The 16,173-nt window shown below is 46.7% G+C and carries 15 protein-coding genes; 14 read left to right on the top strand and 1 reads right to left on the bottom strand.

Annotation, left to right across the window (positions count from 1 at the left end):
- Nucleotides 1–16 precede the first annotated feature (16 nt).
- Nucleotides 17–268, bottom strand: a complete 252-nt coding sequence (locus tag AC1DCV_RS07000; RefSeq protein ID WP_477022521.1) for a hypothetical protein — start codon at nt 266–268, stop codon at nt 17–19.
- Between the two features lie 380 nt (nt 269–648).
- On the opposite strand from AC1DCV_RS07000, the gene AC1DCV_RS06995 reads away from it, so the two are divergent.
- The 14 genes from AC1DCV_RS06995 (at nt 649) to AC1DCV_RS06930 (ending at nt 16,170) form a co-directional block, all read left to right on the top strand.
- Nucleotides 649–1,788, top strand: coding sequence for an NAD(P)/FAD-dependent oxidoreductase (locus AC1DCV_RS06995; protein ID WP_477022520.1), 1,140 nt, complete (start codon nt 649–651; stop codon nt 1,786–1,788).
- Entirely contained in the window at nt 1,779–2,492 is a 714-nt protein-coding gene (locus AC1DCV_RS06990; protein WP_477022519.1) for a methyltransferase domain-containing protein, read from the top strand. Before AC1DCV_RS06995 ends, AC1DCV_RS06990 begins: the two co-directional genes overlap by 10 nt.
- A complete protein-coding gene (locus AC1DCV_RS06985) occupies nt 2,489–3,541 on the top strand; it encodes a type III polyketide synthase (RefSeq protein ID WP_477022518.1) in 1,053 nt (350 codons plus the stop codon). The genes AC1DCV_RS06990 and AC1DCV_RS06985 overlap by 4 nt, the downstream gene beginning before the upstream one ends.
- Nucleotides 3,535–4,311, top strand: coding sequence for an SDR family oxidoreductase (locus tag AC1DCV_RS06980; protein ID WP_477022517.1), 777 nt, complete (start codon nt 3,535–3,537; stop codon nt 4,309–4,311). Before AC1DCV_RS06985 ends, AC1DCV_RS06980 begins: the two co-directional genes overlap by 7 nt.
- 3 nt (nt 4,312–4,314) lie before the next feature.
- Complete coding sequence (locus tag AC1DCV_RS06975; RefSeq protein WP_477022516.1) at nt 4,315–4,761, top strand: 3-hydroxyacyl-ACP dehydratase FabZ family protein; 447 nt, start codon at nt 4,315–4,317, stop codon at nt 4,759–4,761.
- A complete protein-coding gene (locus AC1DCV_RS06970) occupies nt 4,754–6,028 on the top strand; it encodes a beta-ketoacyl-[acyl-carrier-protein] synthase family protein (RefSeq protein WP_477022515.1) in 1,275 nt (424 codons plus the stop codon). Before AC1DCV_RS06975 ends, AC1DCV_RS06970 begins: the two co-directional genes overlap by 8 nt.
- Before the next feature lie 10 nt (nt 6,029–6,038).
- Nucleotides 6,039–6,293, top strand: a complete 255-nt coding sequence (locus tag AC1DCV_RS06965; RefSeq protein WP_477022514.1) for an acyl carrier protein — start codon at nt 6,039–6,041, stop codon at nt 6,291–6,293.
- Nucleotides 6,290–6,847 carry a 4'-phosphopantetheinyl transferase family protein gene (locus tag AC1DCV_RS06960; protein WP_477022513.1) on the top strand — a complete coding sequence of 186 codons (558 nt, stop codon included), beginning with the start codon at nt 6,290–6,292 and terminating at the stop codon, nt 6,845–6,847. The genes AC1DCV_RS06965 and AC1DCV_RS06960 overlap by 4 nt, the downstream gene beginning before the upstream one ends.
- 295 nt (nt 6,848–7,142) lie before the next feature.
- Complete coding sequence (locus AC1DCV_RS06955) at nt 7,143–9,461, top strand: PSD1 and planctomycete cytochrome C domain-containing protein (RefSeq protein ID WP_477022512.1); 2,319 nt, start codon at nt 7,143–7,145, stop codon at nt 9,459–9,461.
- Nucleotides 9,462–9,491: 30 nt separating this feature from the next.
- Nucleotides 9,492–10,943: a DUF1501 domain-containing protein gene (locus AC1DCV_RS06950; RefSeq protein WP_441575504.1), complete on the top strand. Its 1,452-nt coding sequence runs from the start codon at nt 9,492–9,494 to the stop codon at nt 10,941–10,943.
- A gap of 14 nt (nt 10,944–10,957) precedes the next feature.
- Nucleotides 10,958–11,983, top strand: a complete 1,026-nt coding sequence (locus AC1DCV_RS06945; protein ID WP_477022511.1) for an NHL repeat-containing protein — start codon at nt 10,958–10,960, stop codon at nt 11,981–11,983.
- The gene (locus tag AC1DCV_RS06940) at nt 11,983–14,157 is read left to right on the top strand and encodes an FN3 associated domain-containing protein (RefSeq protein WP_477022510.1); all 2,175 of its coding nucleotides are present in this window, start codon (nt 11,983–11,985) and stop codon (nt 14,155–14,157) included. The genes AC1DCV_RS06945 and AC1DCV_RS06940 overlap by 1 nt, the downstream gene beginning before the upstream one ends.
- 48 nt (nt 14,158–14,205) lie before the next feature.
- Nucleotides 14,206–15,618 carry an aminotransferase-like domain-containing protein gene (locus AC1DCV_RS06935; RefSeq protein ID WP_477022509.1) on the top strand — a complete coding sequence of 471 codons (1,413 nt, stop codon included), beginning with the start codon at nt 14,206–14,208 and terminating at the stop codon, nt 15,616–15,618.
- Between the two features lie 87 nt (nt 15,619–15,705).
- Entirely contained in the window at nt 15,706–16,170 is a 465-nt protein-coding gene (locus AC1DCV_RS06930; protein ID WP_477022508.1) for a hypothetical protein, read from the top strand.
- Nucleotides 16,171–16,173: the final 3 nt, after the last annotated feature.

Here is a 16,173-nt window from a genome sequence, read left to right as displayed (position 1 = left end):
TCCGGCTGTTGCTGGCTTAGGCTTTTTTTGCGGCTGCTTTTTTGGGAGCAGATTTTTTAGCGGCAGTTTTAGGCTTATCAGCCTTGGGAGTATCGGCTTTCGGAGCAGTTGCTTTTTTTGCTACGGCTTTTTTGGCAGCGGCTTTCTTTTTAGGCTTGGCAGGTGCTTTTTCTTTTTTCTCTGACAATCCTGCTATCATGGCCTTGGTGGCCTTCTTAATGTTACGAAGAAACTTCTTTTCCCCTAAAGTCTCTTTTAAATCACCCAAAGCGGCAGTTAATACTTCGGCTACTTTTAAACCAGCATCCTTTTTCAGATGCTTGCCGGTCGGTTTCCTGGAATCGGTCATGGATAAATAATTTATTTACAAAAACAATTAGGTTCAAAATTAACAATTATATAATATTGGCAATGTTAAGTTTTATACTGACATGGTAAACAGACGTATGTGCTTTTTGTAAATTATATATTTATTGAATATTAAAGATGTGAAAGGTATATACCCGAAAATCATTTTTCGTATAGCCGGAGCCGGTAGAGCGTGCCAGAAATCCTTTTTTTCGCTGTCTTTATCAGCTATAATTTCATTATATTGAGAACAGCTACCGATGTTGTGTCGGAGCTTGTTATTGTTTTAACCATAGGGGTATGGGTTCCAGAGATGTCATTATTATAGGAGGCGGCCTTTCCGGCCTGACCAGCGCTATTCATTTATCAAAAGCTGGTTTACAGGTAACCGTTATTGAAAAGAATACATACCCTTCGCATAAAGTCTGCGGAGAGTATGTTTCCAATGAAGTGTTACCTTATCTGCAATCGCTCGGGGCTGATCCCGCAGCATTGAATCCTTCCCGGATCGACCGGCTTATTATTTCAGATCATTACGGCAAAACACTGGAAACGCAGCTCCCCATGGGAGGCTTTGGCGTGAGTCGCTATGCTTTTGATCAGTTCCTGATGCAACAAATGCTAAAGAATGGTGTGGCGTTGATCGGGGATACCGTTACCAACGTGGTATTTGAAAACGACCGATTCTTTATAGACACTCATGAGAACGGGGTGTTTTCTGCCCCGGTAGTATTGGGAGCCTATGGTAAAAGAGCTGCTCTGGATGGTAAACTGTCCCGTAGCTTTATGAACGAGAAATCACCCTGGCTGGCCGTGAAAGCACATTACAGGGGAGATTTTCCGGCAGATACGGTAGGGCTTCATAATTTCGATGGAGGCTACTGCGGCGTATCCAAAGTGGAAGATGACATATTGAATATCTGCTATCTCGTCAGTTATGAAAGCTTCAAAAATTATAAAAATATAGGTGCACACCAGGAGCAGGTATTACATCGTAATCAACACCTGAAAGATATTTTCGAAAGCAGCACCCTGCTGTTTGATAAGCCACTTACTATTAGCCAGGTTTCTTTTTCAGAAAAAGAAAAAGTAGTCCACCATATTTTAATGACAGGAGATACTGCCGGTCTTATTCACCCGCTCTGCGGCAACGGTATGGCCATGGCTATACAAAGTGCGCAGATCGCCTCAGAAAAGGTGTTACAGTATTTTGCAGCACCCGTAAAAAACAGGTTGGCATTGGAACAGGATTATACAAAAGCCTGGAATAAAATGTTCAGCAGTCGTATGCGCACCGGCCGTGTTTTATCACGACTGTTCAGGAATGAGAAATTATCTGCTACCATGATGAAAGGACTTATTTTATTCCCCGGCCTGTTGCCAGGGATTATCAGACGTACGCATGGCAAACCGCTAAAAGCAGCACTGGAATGCGTATAAACACCCGGCAAAGAAGTCAGGCGCCTGAAATTATGGATGATTTTAACATGGAAGGGGAATTGTTAAAAGAAACATTACGTAAAATAGCTCAAATCAACCGGCTGTTGGGTGGCAACCGGATAACACTGAAAGGAGTGGCAGCCCTGATAAAAGATATTCCTGCCCATCAGACAATTACCATCCTGGATGTGGGTTGTGGTAACGGTGATATGCTGAGACAATTATCTGCGTTCGGCAAAAAATTACACCGGCGTTTTCAACTTACCGGTGTAGATGCAAATCTTACTACGGTCACGCATGCACGGGAATTATCAACAGCATATCCGGATATTCAGTATTATTGCCAGGACATTATGGCGCCGGCATTCCGGGAGCAACAATATGATATTATTTTATGTACGCTTACCTTACATCATTTTAAAGAAGAAGAAATTCGCCTCCTGATGACGGCTTTCCGGCAACAGGCTACGATAGGCATTGTTATCAATGATCTTCACCGGAGTGCCCTGGCGTATCGCCTGTTTCAGCTGATCTGTTTCGTGTTTAATTTAAACAGCATGGTAAGAGCAGATGGTCAGGTATCTATTCTCCGGGGATTTAAGAAAAAAGAATTACATCACTTATCAGCAGAACTAAATATCGGTGCATATTCCCTGCAATGGAAATGGGCTTTCCGCTATCAATGGATAATTAATAATTTATGAGCGTTAAAATTCAGACTGTCACTAAAGCCATCCCTCCCTATACAAGATCTACTCCGGAAATATTACCTTTTTTAGATACCTGGTTATACGGACAGGAAGACCGCTTCATCAGAAAAGTAAAGAAGATCTTTGAAGGCGCGGGTGTAGATAAACGCTATTCCATTATGGGACCGGAAGAAGTGTTTACCAAAACCAGTTTTGAAGAGAAGAACAATATTTACATACGCGAAGCCATTAAACTGGGGCGCACCTGTCTGGAAAGTGCACTGCATAAAGCCGGACTGAAAGGCACCGACATCGATTATATTATTACCGTGAGTTGTACCGGTATCATGATTCCCTCACTGGATGCTTATCTCATTAATGAGTTGCAACTCCGGCAGGATATCATCCGGTTGCCGGTAACAGAAATGGGATGCGCGGCAGGCGTGTCCGGAATCATTTATGCTAAAAAAATGCTGGAAGCAAATCCTGGTAAACGCGCTGCTGTTATTGCGGTAGAGTCGCCCACCGCCACTTTCCAGCTGGATGATTATTCTATGGCGAATGTGGTGAGCGCAGCCATTTTTGGCGATGGCGCTGCCTGCGTTATTTTATCTTCACATGAACAGGATAGCGGACCTGAAATCATTGCGGAAGAAATGTATCACTTCTATGATGCAGATTACCTGATGGGCTTTCATCTTTCCAATACCGGCCTGAAAATGGTGTTAGACATAGAAGTGCCGGAAAAAATTGAAGCACACTTCGGGGATATTGTTCATCCCTTTCTCGCTAAAAACAATATGACCATAGCGGAAGTTGATCACCTCATCTTTCATCCGGGCGGTAAAAAAATTATCAACCTGGTGGAAGAACTTTTCCGGAACATGGGTAAGAAGCTGGACGATACCAAAGAAATTTTACGTTTATACGGCAACATGTCCAGCGCTACTGTGTTATATGTACTGGAAAGATTTATGGAAAAGCAGCTTCCCAAAGGTGACAAAGGACTGATGTTGAGTTTTGGTCCGGGATTTTCTGCACAGCGAATTTTATTACAATGGTAAAAGAGTTTGATACTTACTGGGCGTTGATATTAGGTGGCAGCACCGGTTTGGGGCTGGCGTCGGCGCGTAAGCTGGCAGCACATGGTATGAATGTTTGCATTGTGCATCGTAATACCCGCGTAGAGCTACCTGCTATAGCGCAGGCTTTGGGAGATATCAAAGCCCTCGGTGTACAGGTACTTTCTTTTAATATTGATGTGTTGAATCCTGAAAAGCGCGCGGAGGTATTAGCACAACTAAAGACGGCGATGGGAGAGCAGGGGCGTATCCGCTGTTTGCTGCACAGTATTGCACGTGGCAACCTCAAGGCATTGCCGGCGTTGCAGGCAGATGACATTAACATTACCCTCCAGCATATGGCGGTGAGTTTATATGAATGGGCCGCGGAGACCTTGCACAGGCAACTATTTGCCGCAGATGCACGTATCCTTTCCTTTACCAGTGATGGTAGTTACAAGGCGCTGCAGCACTATGCAGCGGTGTCTGCAGCCAAGGCTGCACTGGAAGCCTTCACCCGGAGTATGGCGCTGGAATTTGCCCCACAGGGCATCCGGGCTAACTGTATCCGGGCGGGCATCACAGATACGGCCTCGCTGCAAAGAATTCCCGGTAGTAAGGAGTTACTGGCGTATGGGAAAGAGAGGAACCCTTTTCAGCGGTTGACAACACCGGAAGATGTGGCCAATGTGGTATACCTTTTATGTAAAGACGAAGCCGCCTGGATCAATGGCGCCATCATACCAGTGGACGGGGGAACGCATATTCAATAGGCTATGACTAAAGAAGACATCTTACTGCATTTACCTTATGCGACTCCCTTTTTGTTTGTGGATGCGCTGGAATATATTGATGAAGAAAAGGTAACCGGTACGTATACATTTAAAGCGGATCTTCCCTGCTACCAGGGCCATTTTAAAGGTTATCCTGTTACCCCCGGTGTATTGCTGACAGAAGTGATGGCACAGATTGGCCTGGCTTGCCTGGGTATTTATTTATTGAGAGAGGAGGTTCGTAAACAGGTACCCACTGTAGCCATGACTTCCACACAGGTAGATTTTTACCTGCCCGTTTCCCCCGGAGAAACCGTGAAAGCAACAGCGGAGAAAATATATTTCCGGTTTAATAAATTGAAATGCCGCGTGGCATTACACAATGCTGCCGGTGAGTTAGTCTGCGATGGTATCATAGCAGGCATGATCATTAATAAAAGCAATGAGTAACAGGGTTGTTATAACAGGACTAGGGGTAGTATCGCCCAATGGCGTAGGGGTAGCGGCTTTCCGGGATGCTATTAAAAACGGTGTATCCGGTATCCGTTATGAAGAGCAAATGGCTGCGTTGCAATTTTCCTGCAGAATTGCAGGCAGACCAGAAGTCGCCGTAGCCTTGCAGCAGCAATATTTTGATGAGCTGGAACTGAAGCAGCTCAGCAGCTCGGGCATCATCTATGGTGTTATAGCCGGGATGCAGGCCTGGGCAGATGCACAATTACCATTTCCTGCAGATGTGCCCGATTGGGATAGCGGTACTGTATTTGGTGCAGGCACTTCGGGCGTAGATAAATTCCGTGAATCCATTTATAAGGTAGATGAATTGCAGGTACGTCGTTTAGGCAGCACCGCCGTTACGCAAACCATGGCGAGCGGTATCAGTGCTTTCCTGGGAGGCAAGCTGGGACTGGGCAACCAGGTAACCACTAATTCTTCTGCCTGCACTACCGGAGCGGAAAGTGTATTGATGGCATATGAACGTATTAAGTATGGGCACGCCAAACGTATGCTGGCAGGCAGTACCAGCGATAGCGGGCCTTATATATGGGGTGGCTTCGATGCCATGAAAGTATGCACCTTTAAGCATAACGAGCATCCTGCTGCAGGATCCAGACCAATGAGTGCTTCTGCCAGTGGCATTGTGCCAGGTAGCGGCGCAGGCGCACTTTTACTGGAATCGCTGGAAAGTGCATTGGAACGCAACGCTACTATTTATGCAGAAGTATTAGGTGGCAATATTAATTCCGGTGGTCAGCGTAACGGAGGTACTATGACAGCTCCCAATCCGATGGCAGTACAGCGTTGTATCAAAGCCGCACTGGAACAGGCAGGTGTGTCGGGCGCCGACATTGATCTGATTAATGGTCACCTTACAGCTACCGGAAAAGATGCAGAAGAAGTGAGGAACTGGTGCGCGGCTCTGGAACGTGGTGGTAAAGACTTTCCTTATCTCAATGCATTAAAGTCGATGGTCGGTCATTGTCTTAGTGCCTCCGGTAGTATTGAGCTGGTGGCTACTGCACTGCAATTAAAAGAAGGATTTGTATTTCCTAATATTAATTGTGAAGACCTTCATCCGGAAATAGCGGCACTGGTGGATCCGGAAAGAATTCCGCAGCAACTATTGTATAAAGACATAAATTTAGTGGCGAAAGCCAGCTTTGGTTTTGGAGATGTAAACGCCTGTATTATATTGAAAAAATACCTGCAACCATAAACGATTAAACATGGATCAAGAAATATTCATTGCTCAGTTAAGAGAAATAGTACGGCCTTATGCCAAGAACCAGGAAGCCCTGGCAGCAATCAATGCTTCCACTGATTTTATCACCGACCTGAAAATTAATTCTGCTAACCTGGTAGATGTAGTACTGGATGTGGAAGAAAAATATGACATCGTTATTCAAAACGAAGAAATGGAACGTATGCTGAATGTGCAGGCTGCTATCGATATTGTAGAAGCAAAGCTGAAAGAAAAGTGATTGGCAACGACATCGTAGACCTTCACCTGGCGGAGCGCGAAAGCAATATTTACCGCAAAGGATTCCGGGATAAATTATTTTTGTCCCATGAAAAAGATATGATTGAAAAGGCGGTCCATCCTGCTACCATGCTTTGGTTGCTGTGGAGTTGCAAGGAAGCCGTTTATAAAATCGTTCACCGAAGTACCCGCGAAAGAAAGTTTGCCCCACAGCAGTTTGCCTGTTATCTTTCTCCATATTCTCCTGCCACTGTTGCGGGTAGTGTTATTTACCAGCAACAGATTTTTTATTTCCAGAGTAGCCGGATCGGCTCCTGTATTCATACCCATGCTGCAGAAAGCCCGCAGCTGCTGCAGGACAGCGTTGTTTTTACCCGTTATTATTCCTACCCGGATTATCTGCAACATATACTGCCTGCTTCGCAGGTATTTTATAAAGATGAATACGGCATACCGTTTATTCGTGACCGTTATACCKGTAAAAGCTGCCCGGTTTCCGTGAGCCATCATGGAAAGTATATAGGGGTGGTGAAAATGCCGGTATCCAATGGTTAGCAGAAAGCTTAAAGCAGAAAGCAAAAAGCTCCCGTTCGCTTTGGTATCTTTTTGCTTTCTGCTTTAAGCTTTTTGCTTTCTTGTAGGTATGTATGTACATATTGATAAAATAGTGTTACTTTGAGGCAAGATAGTGCCAGAAACCTATGCGTTAATGGCCGATATTTACCGAAAGAACAAGAAAAACAACCAACAGCTATAGTGATTGATCATCGGCGGGTATCCCTGCTATGTTTTGTAATTACCGCGATTATCAAAAAATAAAGTGTGCAATGAACATTTAACTAAGAAAGATATGTTCCAACGTTATGTAAGACTGACCGTCGGCTTCCTGATTGTATTATATGCGTGTAATAGTGGAGGGACAGCCGATAAACAGGAAGAAAAACTACCTGAAATTGTAGACTACAATTTTAATATCCGTCCTATTTTATCAGACAAGTGCTATGCCTGTCATGGTCCTGATGCCAATAAGCGGGAAGCCGGATTACGGCTGGATATTGGAGACAGTGCCTACAAAGCATTAAGAGAAACGCCCGGAGCGCATGCCCTGGTGCCCGGAAATCCGATGGCATCGGTATTATACCAGCGTATCAGCACCAAAGATACGTCTATGCGTATGCCGCCGCCTTCCTCCAATATGTCGCTCACCGGCTATGAAATCAAACTGATCGAGAAATGGATTAAGCAGGGTGCACAATACAAGCCTCACTGGGCTTTTGTAGCACCGGTTGCACCATCACTGCCGGCCGTTAACAATGCACAGTGGCCGCGTAATGAAATAGACCGGTTTGTGTTAGCGCACATGGAAACGAAAGGGCTGGAACCTAACCCCGCAGCGGATCATGAAAGACTCCTGAAACGCGTTTGCCTGGATCTGACGGGGTTGCCACCTTCTCCAGAAAGGATGGCGCGCTTTGCAAAAGATACCGGCGCACAAGGTTATGAGCGCATGGTGGATGAATTACTGCAGGACACTGCCTACGGCGAAAAAATGGCCATTCACTGGATGGATGTAGCCCGCTATGCAGACTCCCACGGCTACCAGGACGATAACTACCGCACTATGTGGCCCTGGCGTGATTGGGTGATTCATGCATTCAATGAAAACCTGTCTTACAAAGAATTTATTACCTGGCAACTGGCCGGCGATATCATGCCCAACGCTACCCGCGAACAATTGCTGGCATCTGGCTATAACCGTAATCATAAAATCACGGAAGAAGGTGGTGTGATAGATGAAGAATATCGCATAGAGTATGTGACTGACCGGACGAACGCCTTTGGTAAAAGTATGCTGGGCATCACTATCGAGTGCGCCCACTGTCATGATCATAAGTATGATCCTTTTTCACAAAAAGAATATTATGAGCTCTTCGCCTTCTTTAATAATGTAAAAGAAGTAGGATTGCAGTCTACTGTAGGAGGTCCTGAAACCTACGCCAAGACGCCGTATATGGAGATCACCAAAGAAGATCTGCAGGGGGTATTACATTTCATCAATAAACAGGATACCAATAAACTGATTGTATCTGTGATGGGTGAAAGGGATACCACCCGAAAAACGTATATCCTTGGCCGTGGTAACTATGATAACCCTACGCTGGAGGTTACGCCGGAAACACCGCATTCGGTACTGCCGTTCGATATAAAGCAGTACCCTGCTAACCGTTTGGGACTCGCGGAGTGGCTGTTTGATAAGCGCAATCCGCTCACTGCAAGGGTTTTTGTGAACCAGCAATGGCAGGAAATCTTTGGCAGAGGCATCGTCAAAAGTACGGGCGACTTTGGTATGCAGGGAGATTTGCCTACTAATCCGCAGTTGCTCGACTGGCTGGCCACCGACTTTATGCAGCATGGCTGGGATATAAAACGACTCATGAAACAAATGGTGATGTCGGCCACTTATCGTCAGTCAGCGGTGACATCCAAAGAAAAGCAAAAAATTGATCCGGAAAATATTTACCTCTCCCGTGGTCCACGCTTCCGCCTGCCGGCAGAACTGGTGCGCGACCTGGTACTGCAAAGCAGTGGTTTGCTGGTACACACCGTTGGTGGCCCCAGTGTAAAGCCATACCAGCCGAAAGGATTATGGGAAATGGCTACTTCAGGCAGAGGTATCCTCGCCAGGTATAAACAGGATCATGGTGAAAGTCTTTACCGCAGAGGATTATACACCTTTATTAAACGTACCGTTCCTCCGCCTTCGATGATGATCTTTGATGCCAGCAACCGTGATCAGTGTGAAGTGAAACGTAGCAGTACCAATACACCGTTGCAGGCGCTGATTATGCTGAATGATCCTACTGTGCTGGAAGCCTCCAGGGTACTGGCTTCACGGCTATTGCAGAAAGATAATAATGCTGCCAGGAATATTGAACAGGCGTTTCGCTTAATTGTTTGCCGCACACCGCAGCAGCAGGAACTGGCACTGTTACAAAAGTATTATGAGCAACAGCAGCAACTGTACAAACAACAACCGGCAAACGCGGTGAAGCTGTTGCACCAGGGCGAATATCCTATGGCTACCAACCTGGATAATGCTTCATGGGCAGCCATGATGCAGGTGATCACCACTATTTATAATCTGGAAGAAACATTGTCAAAAACATAACCGGGCAGTCACCCTTTCAAATACAGGAAGATGAAAAACGAATTTATAGAGCGCCACCTGAATATGAACCGCCGGAAATTCTTGTCACGACTAAGTTTGGGCGTGGGGAGTCTGGCACTGGGGTCTTTGCTGATACCAGACATCTTTAGTAAATCGGGTGCAGAAGAAGCCCCGTTTATTCCGGGCATGCCGCATTTTGCACCTAAAGCCAAAAGAATTATTTACCTGTTTCAGAACGGTGCACCGTCTCAGCTGGAGAGCTTCGACTATAAACCTAAGCTGCGGGAAATGATGGGACAGGAGTTGCCGCCATCTATCCGTATGGGGCAACGTTTAACCGGGATGACTTCCGGTCAGACATCGTTTCCGCTGGTAGGGTCTCACTACGACTTCAAACAATATGGTGAGTCCAGGGCCTGGATCAGTGACCTGTTTCCGCATACCGCCAAAGTAGTGGATGATATCTGTATTGTTAAATCAATGTTTACAGAAGCCATTAATCACGATCCTGCGCTGACATTTTTTCAAACGGGCGCACAGCAGGGAAACCGTGCCAGCTTTGGCTCCTGGATGAGTTATGGTTTGGGTAGTGAAAACAAAAATCTGCCTGCCTTTTGTGTGTTGCTTTCCAGGGGTAAAGGAAATGGGCAGGGCGTATATTCCAAACTATGGTCCAATGGATTTTTAGATAGCATTCATCAGGGTGTACAGTTCAGCAGTGGTGAAAACCCTGTGTTGTACTTGAATAACCCGGATGGTATTGATATGGCTAATCGCCGGCAGATGCTGGATCAGTTGTCAGCATTGAATGATCAGTCGTTTAAGGAATTTGGCGATCCGGAAATCGCTACCAAGATACAGCAGTATGAAATGGCGTATCGTATGCAGACGGCGGTGCCGGAGCTGACAGATCTCTCTAAGGAATCAGATGATATCATTAAGCTTTATGGACCGGACTGCCTGGTACCAGGCACTTTCGCGGCTAACTGTTTGTTGTCGAGGAAGCTCTCTGAAAGTGGGGTTCGCTTTATCCAGTTGTATCACCAGGGTTGGGATCAGCATGGTAATCTGCCGAACGAAATGGCCGGACAGGCGAAAGATGTAGACCGAGCGTCCGCGGCGCTGATCACTGACCTGAAACAACGTGGTTTGCTGGATGAAACACTGGTGATCTGGGGCGGTGAATTTGGCCGCACTAATTTTTGCCAGGGTAAAATGACGGCAGACAACTACGGCCGCGATCATCATCCCCGCTGCTTTTCCATCTGGATGGCCGGTGGTGGCGTAAAGCCGGGCGTGTATGGAGAAACAGACGAATTTGGTTACAACATTATTAAGGATCCCGTACATGTACATGATTTCCATGCTACTGTTTTACACCTCATGGGACTGGATCATGAAAAATTAACTTTTAAACACCAGGGTCGCCGTTACCGGCTTACAGATGTTGCCGGTAAAGTAATACCGGGATTAATGGCCTGATAAATAAACGTATTATGGAAAGAAGAAAATTCCTGCAGACATCGGCGTTAGTAACCGCCTCCTTTTACATTTCCCGGGATCTTTTTGCGAAGCCCAAGGGACCGGTATATGGGCACAATAATATGCGCTACTCGCTGGATACCAAGTGGGGAACCCTGGATAGCAGCAGGTATCCGGTGAAGGATTGCCATGAAATGGTGCAGGACAAAAAAGGACGTATCCTGTTGCTGACCAATGAAACGAAAAACAATATTCTCGTCTACAATAAATCCGGCAAATTACTGGAAAACTGGGGTCATGAATTTCCCGGTGCACACGGTCTTACGCTCAGTAATGAGAACGGCACCGAATTCCTGTTTATTACGGATACGGAAAAACACCAGGTGTATAAAACTACTATGGATGGTAAAATACTGCTGACCATTGATTATCCTGCGGAAACAGGCGTGTATAAGAAGAAAGAAGAGTTTGTACCTACTGAAACCACGGTAGCAGCCAACGGTGATTTCTACATTGCTGATGGTTATGGTGCGCAGTATGTGATGCGCTACGACCGCAATGGAAAGCTATTGGGTTATTGGGGAGGAAGAGGTACGGGAGATGAACACCTGGACAATGCACACGGTATCTGCGTGGATCATCGTCAGGGTACGCCTACGCTGATTGTTACCGATAGAACGCGTAACTGTTTCAAACGTTTCAGCATGGACGGAAAGTTGCTGGAAGTGATTGCACTGCCAGGGGCTTGTGTTTGCCGTGCGGTCATAAAAGGAGATCATCTGTATGCAGCCGTATTGCGCTCACCCAATATGGATTTGAATGGCAGCGGTTTTGTGACTGTGCTGGACAAGGATAATAAGGTAGTTTCCAATATTGGCGGTACCGCACCAGTATATACCAATGGTCAGCTGCAGCCGATGCAGCAGGCTGAAAAAATATTTGTGCACCCGCATGATGTATGTGTGGACAATGACGAAAATTTATACGTGGCGCAGTGGAATGCTGGGAAAGTATATCCCTATAAACTCAGGAGGGTGTAATGATATTGAAACAGCGTTTTCGGTGGCAGTCTGCAGGCAGTAGTATACTGTTTGCAGCAAATATTTTCATTCTCTTTTTACTGATCTTTAATAACCAGGTGGTATTACCGCCCTGGCTGCAGGTACTGGGCCGCATGCATCCTTTGCTGTTGCATTTTCCTATTGTACTGATCATGATTGCCGGCGTGTTAACGTTTATTCGTTTACGTGAGACTGCCGCGGAATCCTGGAAGCAGCAACTGACCGCAGTTTTATTATTAGCCGGTGCACTCAGTGCAGCCGTTACTGTTATCATGGGCTTGTTTTTGTCTAAAGAGGAAGGGTATAACGGTAGTGGCATATTGCAATGGCATAAATGGAGTGGGGTAAGTATGTTTTGGCTGGCTTCCGCCTTATACTGGCTGGGGCAGTCTGCGATACCCCGTCCATTGCTGCAGAAAGGGGGCGTGGCCATCACGATGCTGCTATTGGTCATTACAGGCCATTTTGGCGCAGATATTACGCACGGTGAGAACTTTGTACTGGCGCCGGTAACACCCGCCGGAAAAGGCCCGCAGGTGCCATTTGATCAGGCGCTGGTGTATGAGCACCTGGTGAAGCCGGTGCTGGAAGAAAAATGTATGAATTGCCACAATGCGGGCAAAGCAAAAGGAGAACTGGCTATGGACTTACCTCAACAGCTTCTGAAAGGAGGTAAGAGCGGGAAGCTGTTTGTAGCCGGTAAGCCGGAAGTGAGCCTGTTGCTGGAGAGACTGCATATGCCATTAGATGCTAAAAAGCATATGCCTCCCGCAGGTAAGCCCCAGTTGACGCCGGAAGAAATCGCATTATTGTATTACTGGATAAAGGCAGGCGCCGACTTTAAAACAAAAGTGGCCGCATTGCCTGTGCATGACAGTCTCCGCCTTTTAGCAGCTACTATACTGCAACCTGCAGCGAAGGTAGAGCCGGTATATGATTTTGCTGAGGCAGATGAAAAGCTGGTACAGAAACTGAATAATAACTACCGCGTTATTTACCCGATAGCCCTGCATGCTGCACCACTGATTGTGAATTGCTATAACAAAGATCAGTTCAGCGGTAAGTCTATTGAAGAGCTGTTGCCTTTGAAAAAGCAGATCATTGAAATGCACCTGCAGAAGATGCCGGTACAGGATGCAGATCTGAAAACGATATCTCAGTTTGATCAGCTGCGGGTGCTTAATCTGAGCTTTACTAACCTGAAAGGACAAACGCTGGCAGCGCTGGCAGGGCTGCCGCACCTGGAAAGTCTTTCTCTGTCGGGTACCACCGTTACGCTGGCACAGTTACAGGCGTTGAAAAAAGCGCCTGCTTTAAAAGAGTTGTACCTGTGGAACACGGCGCTGTCGGCAGCAGATCTCCAGCAGGCACAAACAGTCTTCAAACAGGTAGCAGTGATCAAAGGATTTATGGATGATGGTAAGCAACCCCTGAAGTTGAATCAGCCTCAGTTGCTGAATACGGCCATGATTTTTACCAATAGCATAGCGTTGTTGCTGAAGCATCCTATTAGGGGCGTGGAAATACGTTATACAACAGATGGCTCAATGCCGGATAGTATAAACTCTCCTGTGTTTAAAGATAGCCTGTTATTGGAAGGCAATACCACCATTCGTGCGATCGCCTGCAAGCAGGGCTGGTATGCGAGTGATCCGGTACAATACAGTTTTTACAAATCTTCGTATATCCCTGACAGTGTGGTGCTGCTTACTCAACCCAGCGGTACGTACGCGGGTAGTGGCGCCAAAACATTGACAGACGGACAGAAAGGCGGCATGGACCAGGGCAACGGGAAGTGGCTGGGATACAACGGAACGTCTATGGAAGCGGTGTTGTTGTTTAAAAAAGCGGTTCCACTGAAAACCATCTCGGTAGGTATCTTACGAAATATTAACGGGTATATTTTCCCCCCTGCCAAAGTAGAAATATGGGGAGGCGCAGATGCACAACATCTGAAACTGCTGAAACGTATTTTACCTGCTGCCGGGAAAAAAGATGATCCTGCCGCCGCCATGGATATTGAATGCAGTTTTCCGCTTACCACACTGGCTTGTGTAAAGGTGGTACTGGCACCGGTGGCAAAGCTACCCGAATGGCATGCCGGCAAGGGATCCCCGGGATGGGTATTTGCAGATGAAGTACTGTTTAATTAGCTGTTATAATTCGCCTACCTTTATCAGGTAACCGTAGCGGATAAACAGATGAAACTATATAAATACGAAGAAATAGCAGGGGACATTGAAGGTAAAATTAGTGGCGGGCAGTATCTGCCCGGCCACAAATTACCTTCTGTAAGAGCATTGAAGGAACGTTACCATACCAGCTTAAGTACAATACAAAGTGCTTATGACGATTTGTTGTTGAAGGGATTGGTAGAGAGTGTGCCGCGGTCGGGCTATTTTGTGAAGGCTCAGCCGGCGCTCAATCCCAGGGCCAGTGAAACGATGATTATCCGGGATCCGGTATTCCGGAATAACCTGGCAGCGATTACTTCTGAAAACCTGCAACGCAGCGCGCTGTCAGAATTCAATGTGGCTGCACCCGGTGACCTGTTATTACCACAGCAGTTGTTATTGAAAACCATGCAGCAGGTGATCCGGGAAAAGGGAGCCGCGCTGTTAAAATATTATCCCGCCAATGGCCTGGCTGCGCTGAGAGAAGCGATTACCAAACGTGCCGCGCATTACAATACCCGTTTACAATCGAATGAGTTACTCATTACAGATGGCGCTTTACAGGCGGTGTACATTGCTTTGTCCGCCGTATGTGCGCCGGGTGATGTGATTGCGATAGAAAGTCCCTGTATCTTTTCTGTGCTGGAAGTGATCCGGGTATTACGCCTGAAAGTAGTGGAAATCCCGGTGCGTCCGCGTACCGGCTTTGATATTGCTGCATTACAGCAGGCATGCACCCTGCATGCTTTTAAGGCGATTGTAGTGACGCCTAATTTCCACAACCCTACCGGCGCGCTGATGTCTGATGAACAAAAGCGTTTGTTGCTGCAGATCGCTCAAACAAACGGTATTGCGTTGATTGAAAATGATATTTACGGAGAACTGTATTTCAACGGCCAGCGGCCTACTACTATCCGTTCTTTTGACGACAGTGGATGGGTGATGACCTGTTCTTCCTTTGCCAAGTCGCTGGCGCCTGGAATCAGGCTGGGATGGCTGTCGCCGGGCCGTTTTTTTCAGCAGGCGGAGCAGATACGTTTTGCTATTGGCAGCGCCGTATCCCCGATATACCAGGAAACGATGCTGAAAATTCTGGAAAGCAGCGCCTACGAAAAACATCTCCGTGTTTTCCGGCAGCAATTATCAGCACAATGCGCACAAAGTGTGCGGCTGATAAAAGCACATTTTCCTGCCGGCACGAAAATATCCGCAGCTCAAGGCGGCTATCACCTTTGGGTACAGTTACCGGAGCAGCAGGATATGCCCGCATTTTACCGGTATTGTGAAAAAGCGGGGGTGAGATTCACTCCAGGGTCGGCGTTTTCTTTTACACCTGTTTTCGACCGGCATTTCCGGCTGGTATTTGCAGATAAGTATACGGCTGCCAAAGAAGCCGCTATCCGCAAAGTGGGCACTTTTGTAACCACGGAAGGCATGTAACCTGTACCGCTTATATTTCTGTTGACTGTATTTCCCCGGCGGCTCTGCATCGGCTACTTTCGTAACTCATTCTTTAAGCGACAGGACATGAGTACACAAATTATTACAAAGTTTGCGGTGGCATCAGACAGGATGATAGATGACCTGTTATATCTCACGCGTACCTGGATGGCAGAACATCCGGCCATCGTAACGGAGGGACAGTACACAAAGAAGATATTGGTAGATACGATGAACAGCTTCTCCAGTCAATGGCTGATCGTATATGTGGGTGATCAGCCTGCAGGATTCGCTTTCCTGACAGATGGAGGCGAGCGGCCGGTCACGCTGGAAAATAAAAGGATCGTGCAGTTAACTGCTTTTGCTGTGCTGCATTCCTACGCAGACACCTATGTCCGGATATCATTGCTGGAGAAATGCTTAGCTGTTTACAAGGGCAGAGATGCCATGTGGACAGAGGGGACGTGTGTTCAGGAAGAAATACCCTTCCTCGAAACCTATGGCTTTGAGAAGTTAGATGGATCGCGGTATTGGGTAAAAGAACCCCTATAAGGG

The sequence above is a fragment of the Chitinophaga sp. 10T418 genome, from assembly GCF_056394125.1.
This window is presented reverse-complemented; position numbering and strand designations above follow the sequence as displayed.

What these genes read in the sequence shown, in the direction of transcription:
- AC1DCV_RS06995 (WP_477022520.1), top strand. Translation starts at nt 649, where the DNA reads ATGGGTTCCAGAGATGTCATTATTATAGGAGGCGGCCTTTCCGGCCTG.
- AC1DCV_RS06990 (WP_477022519.1), top strand. Translation starts at nt 1,779, where the DNA reads ATGCGTATAAACACCCGGCAAAGAAGTCAGGCGCCTGAAATTATGGAT.
- AC1DCV_RS06985 (WP_477022518.1), top strand. Translation starts at nt 2,489, where the DNA reads ATGAGCGTTAAAATTCAGACTGTCACTAAAGCCATCCCTCCCTATACA.
- AC1DCV_RS06980 (WP_477022517.1), top strand. Translation starts at nt 3,535, where the DNA reads ATGGTAAAAGAGTTTGATACTTACTGGGCGTTGATATTAGGTGGCAGC.
- AC1DCV_RS06975 (WP_477022516.1), top strand. Translation starts at nt 4,315, where the DNA reads ATGACTAAAGAAGACATCTTACTGCATTTACCTTATGCGACTCCCTTT.
- AC1DCV_RS06970 (WP_477022515.1), top strand. Translation starts at nt 4,754, where the DNA reads ATGAGTAACAGGGTTGTTATAACAGGACTAGGGGTAGTATCGCCCAAT.
- AC1DCV_RS06965 (WP_477022514.1), top strand. Translation starts at nt 6,039, where the DNA reads ATGGATCAAGAAATATTCATTGCTCAGTTAAGAGAAATAGTACGGCCT.
- AC1DCV_RS06955 (WP_477022512.1), top strand. Translation starts at nt 7,143, where the DNA reads ATGTTCCAACGTTATGTAAGACTGACCGTCGGCTTCCTGATTGTATTA.
- AC1DCV_RS06950 (WP_441575504.1), top strand. Translation starts at nt 9,492, where the DNA reads ATGAAAAACGAATTTATAGAGCGCCACCTGAATATGAACCGCCGGAAA.
- AC1DCV_RS06945 (WP_477022511.1), top strand. Translation starts at nt 10,958, where the DNA reads ATGGAAAGAAGAAAATTCCTGCAGACATCGGCGTTAGTAACCGCCTCC.
- AC1DCV_RS06940 (WP_477022510.1), top strand. Translation starts at nt 11,983, where the DNA reads ATGATATTGAAACAGCGTTTTCGGTGGCAGTCTGCAGGCAGTAGTATA.
- AC1DCV_RS06935 (WP_477022509.1), top strand. Translation starts at nt 14,206, where the DNA reads ATGAAACTATATAAATACGAAGAAATAGCAGGGGACATTGAAGGTAAA.
- AC1DCV_RS06930 (WP_477022508.1), top strand. Translation starts at nt 15,706, where the DNA reads ATGAGTACACAAATTATTACAAAGTTTGCGGTGGCATCAGACAGGATG.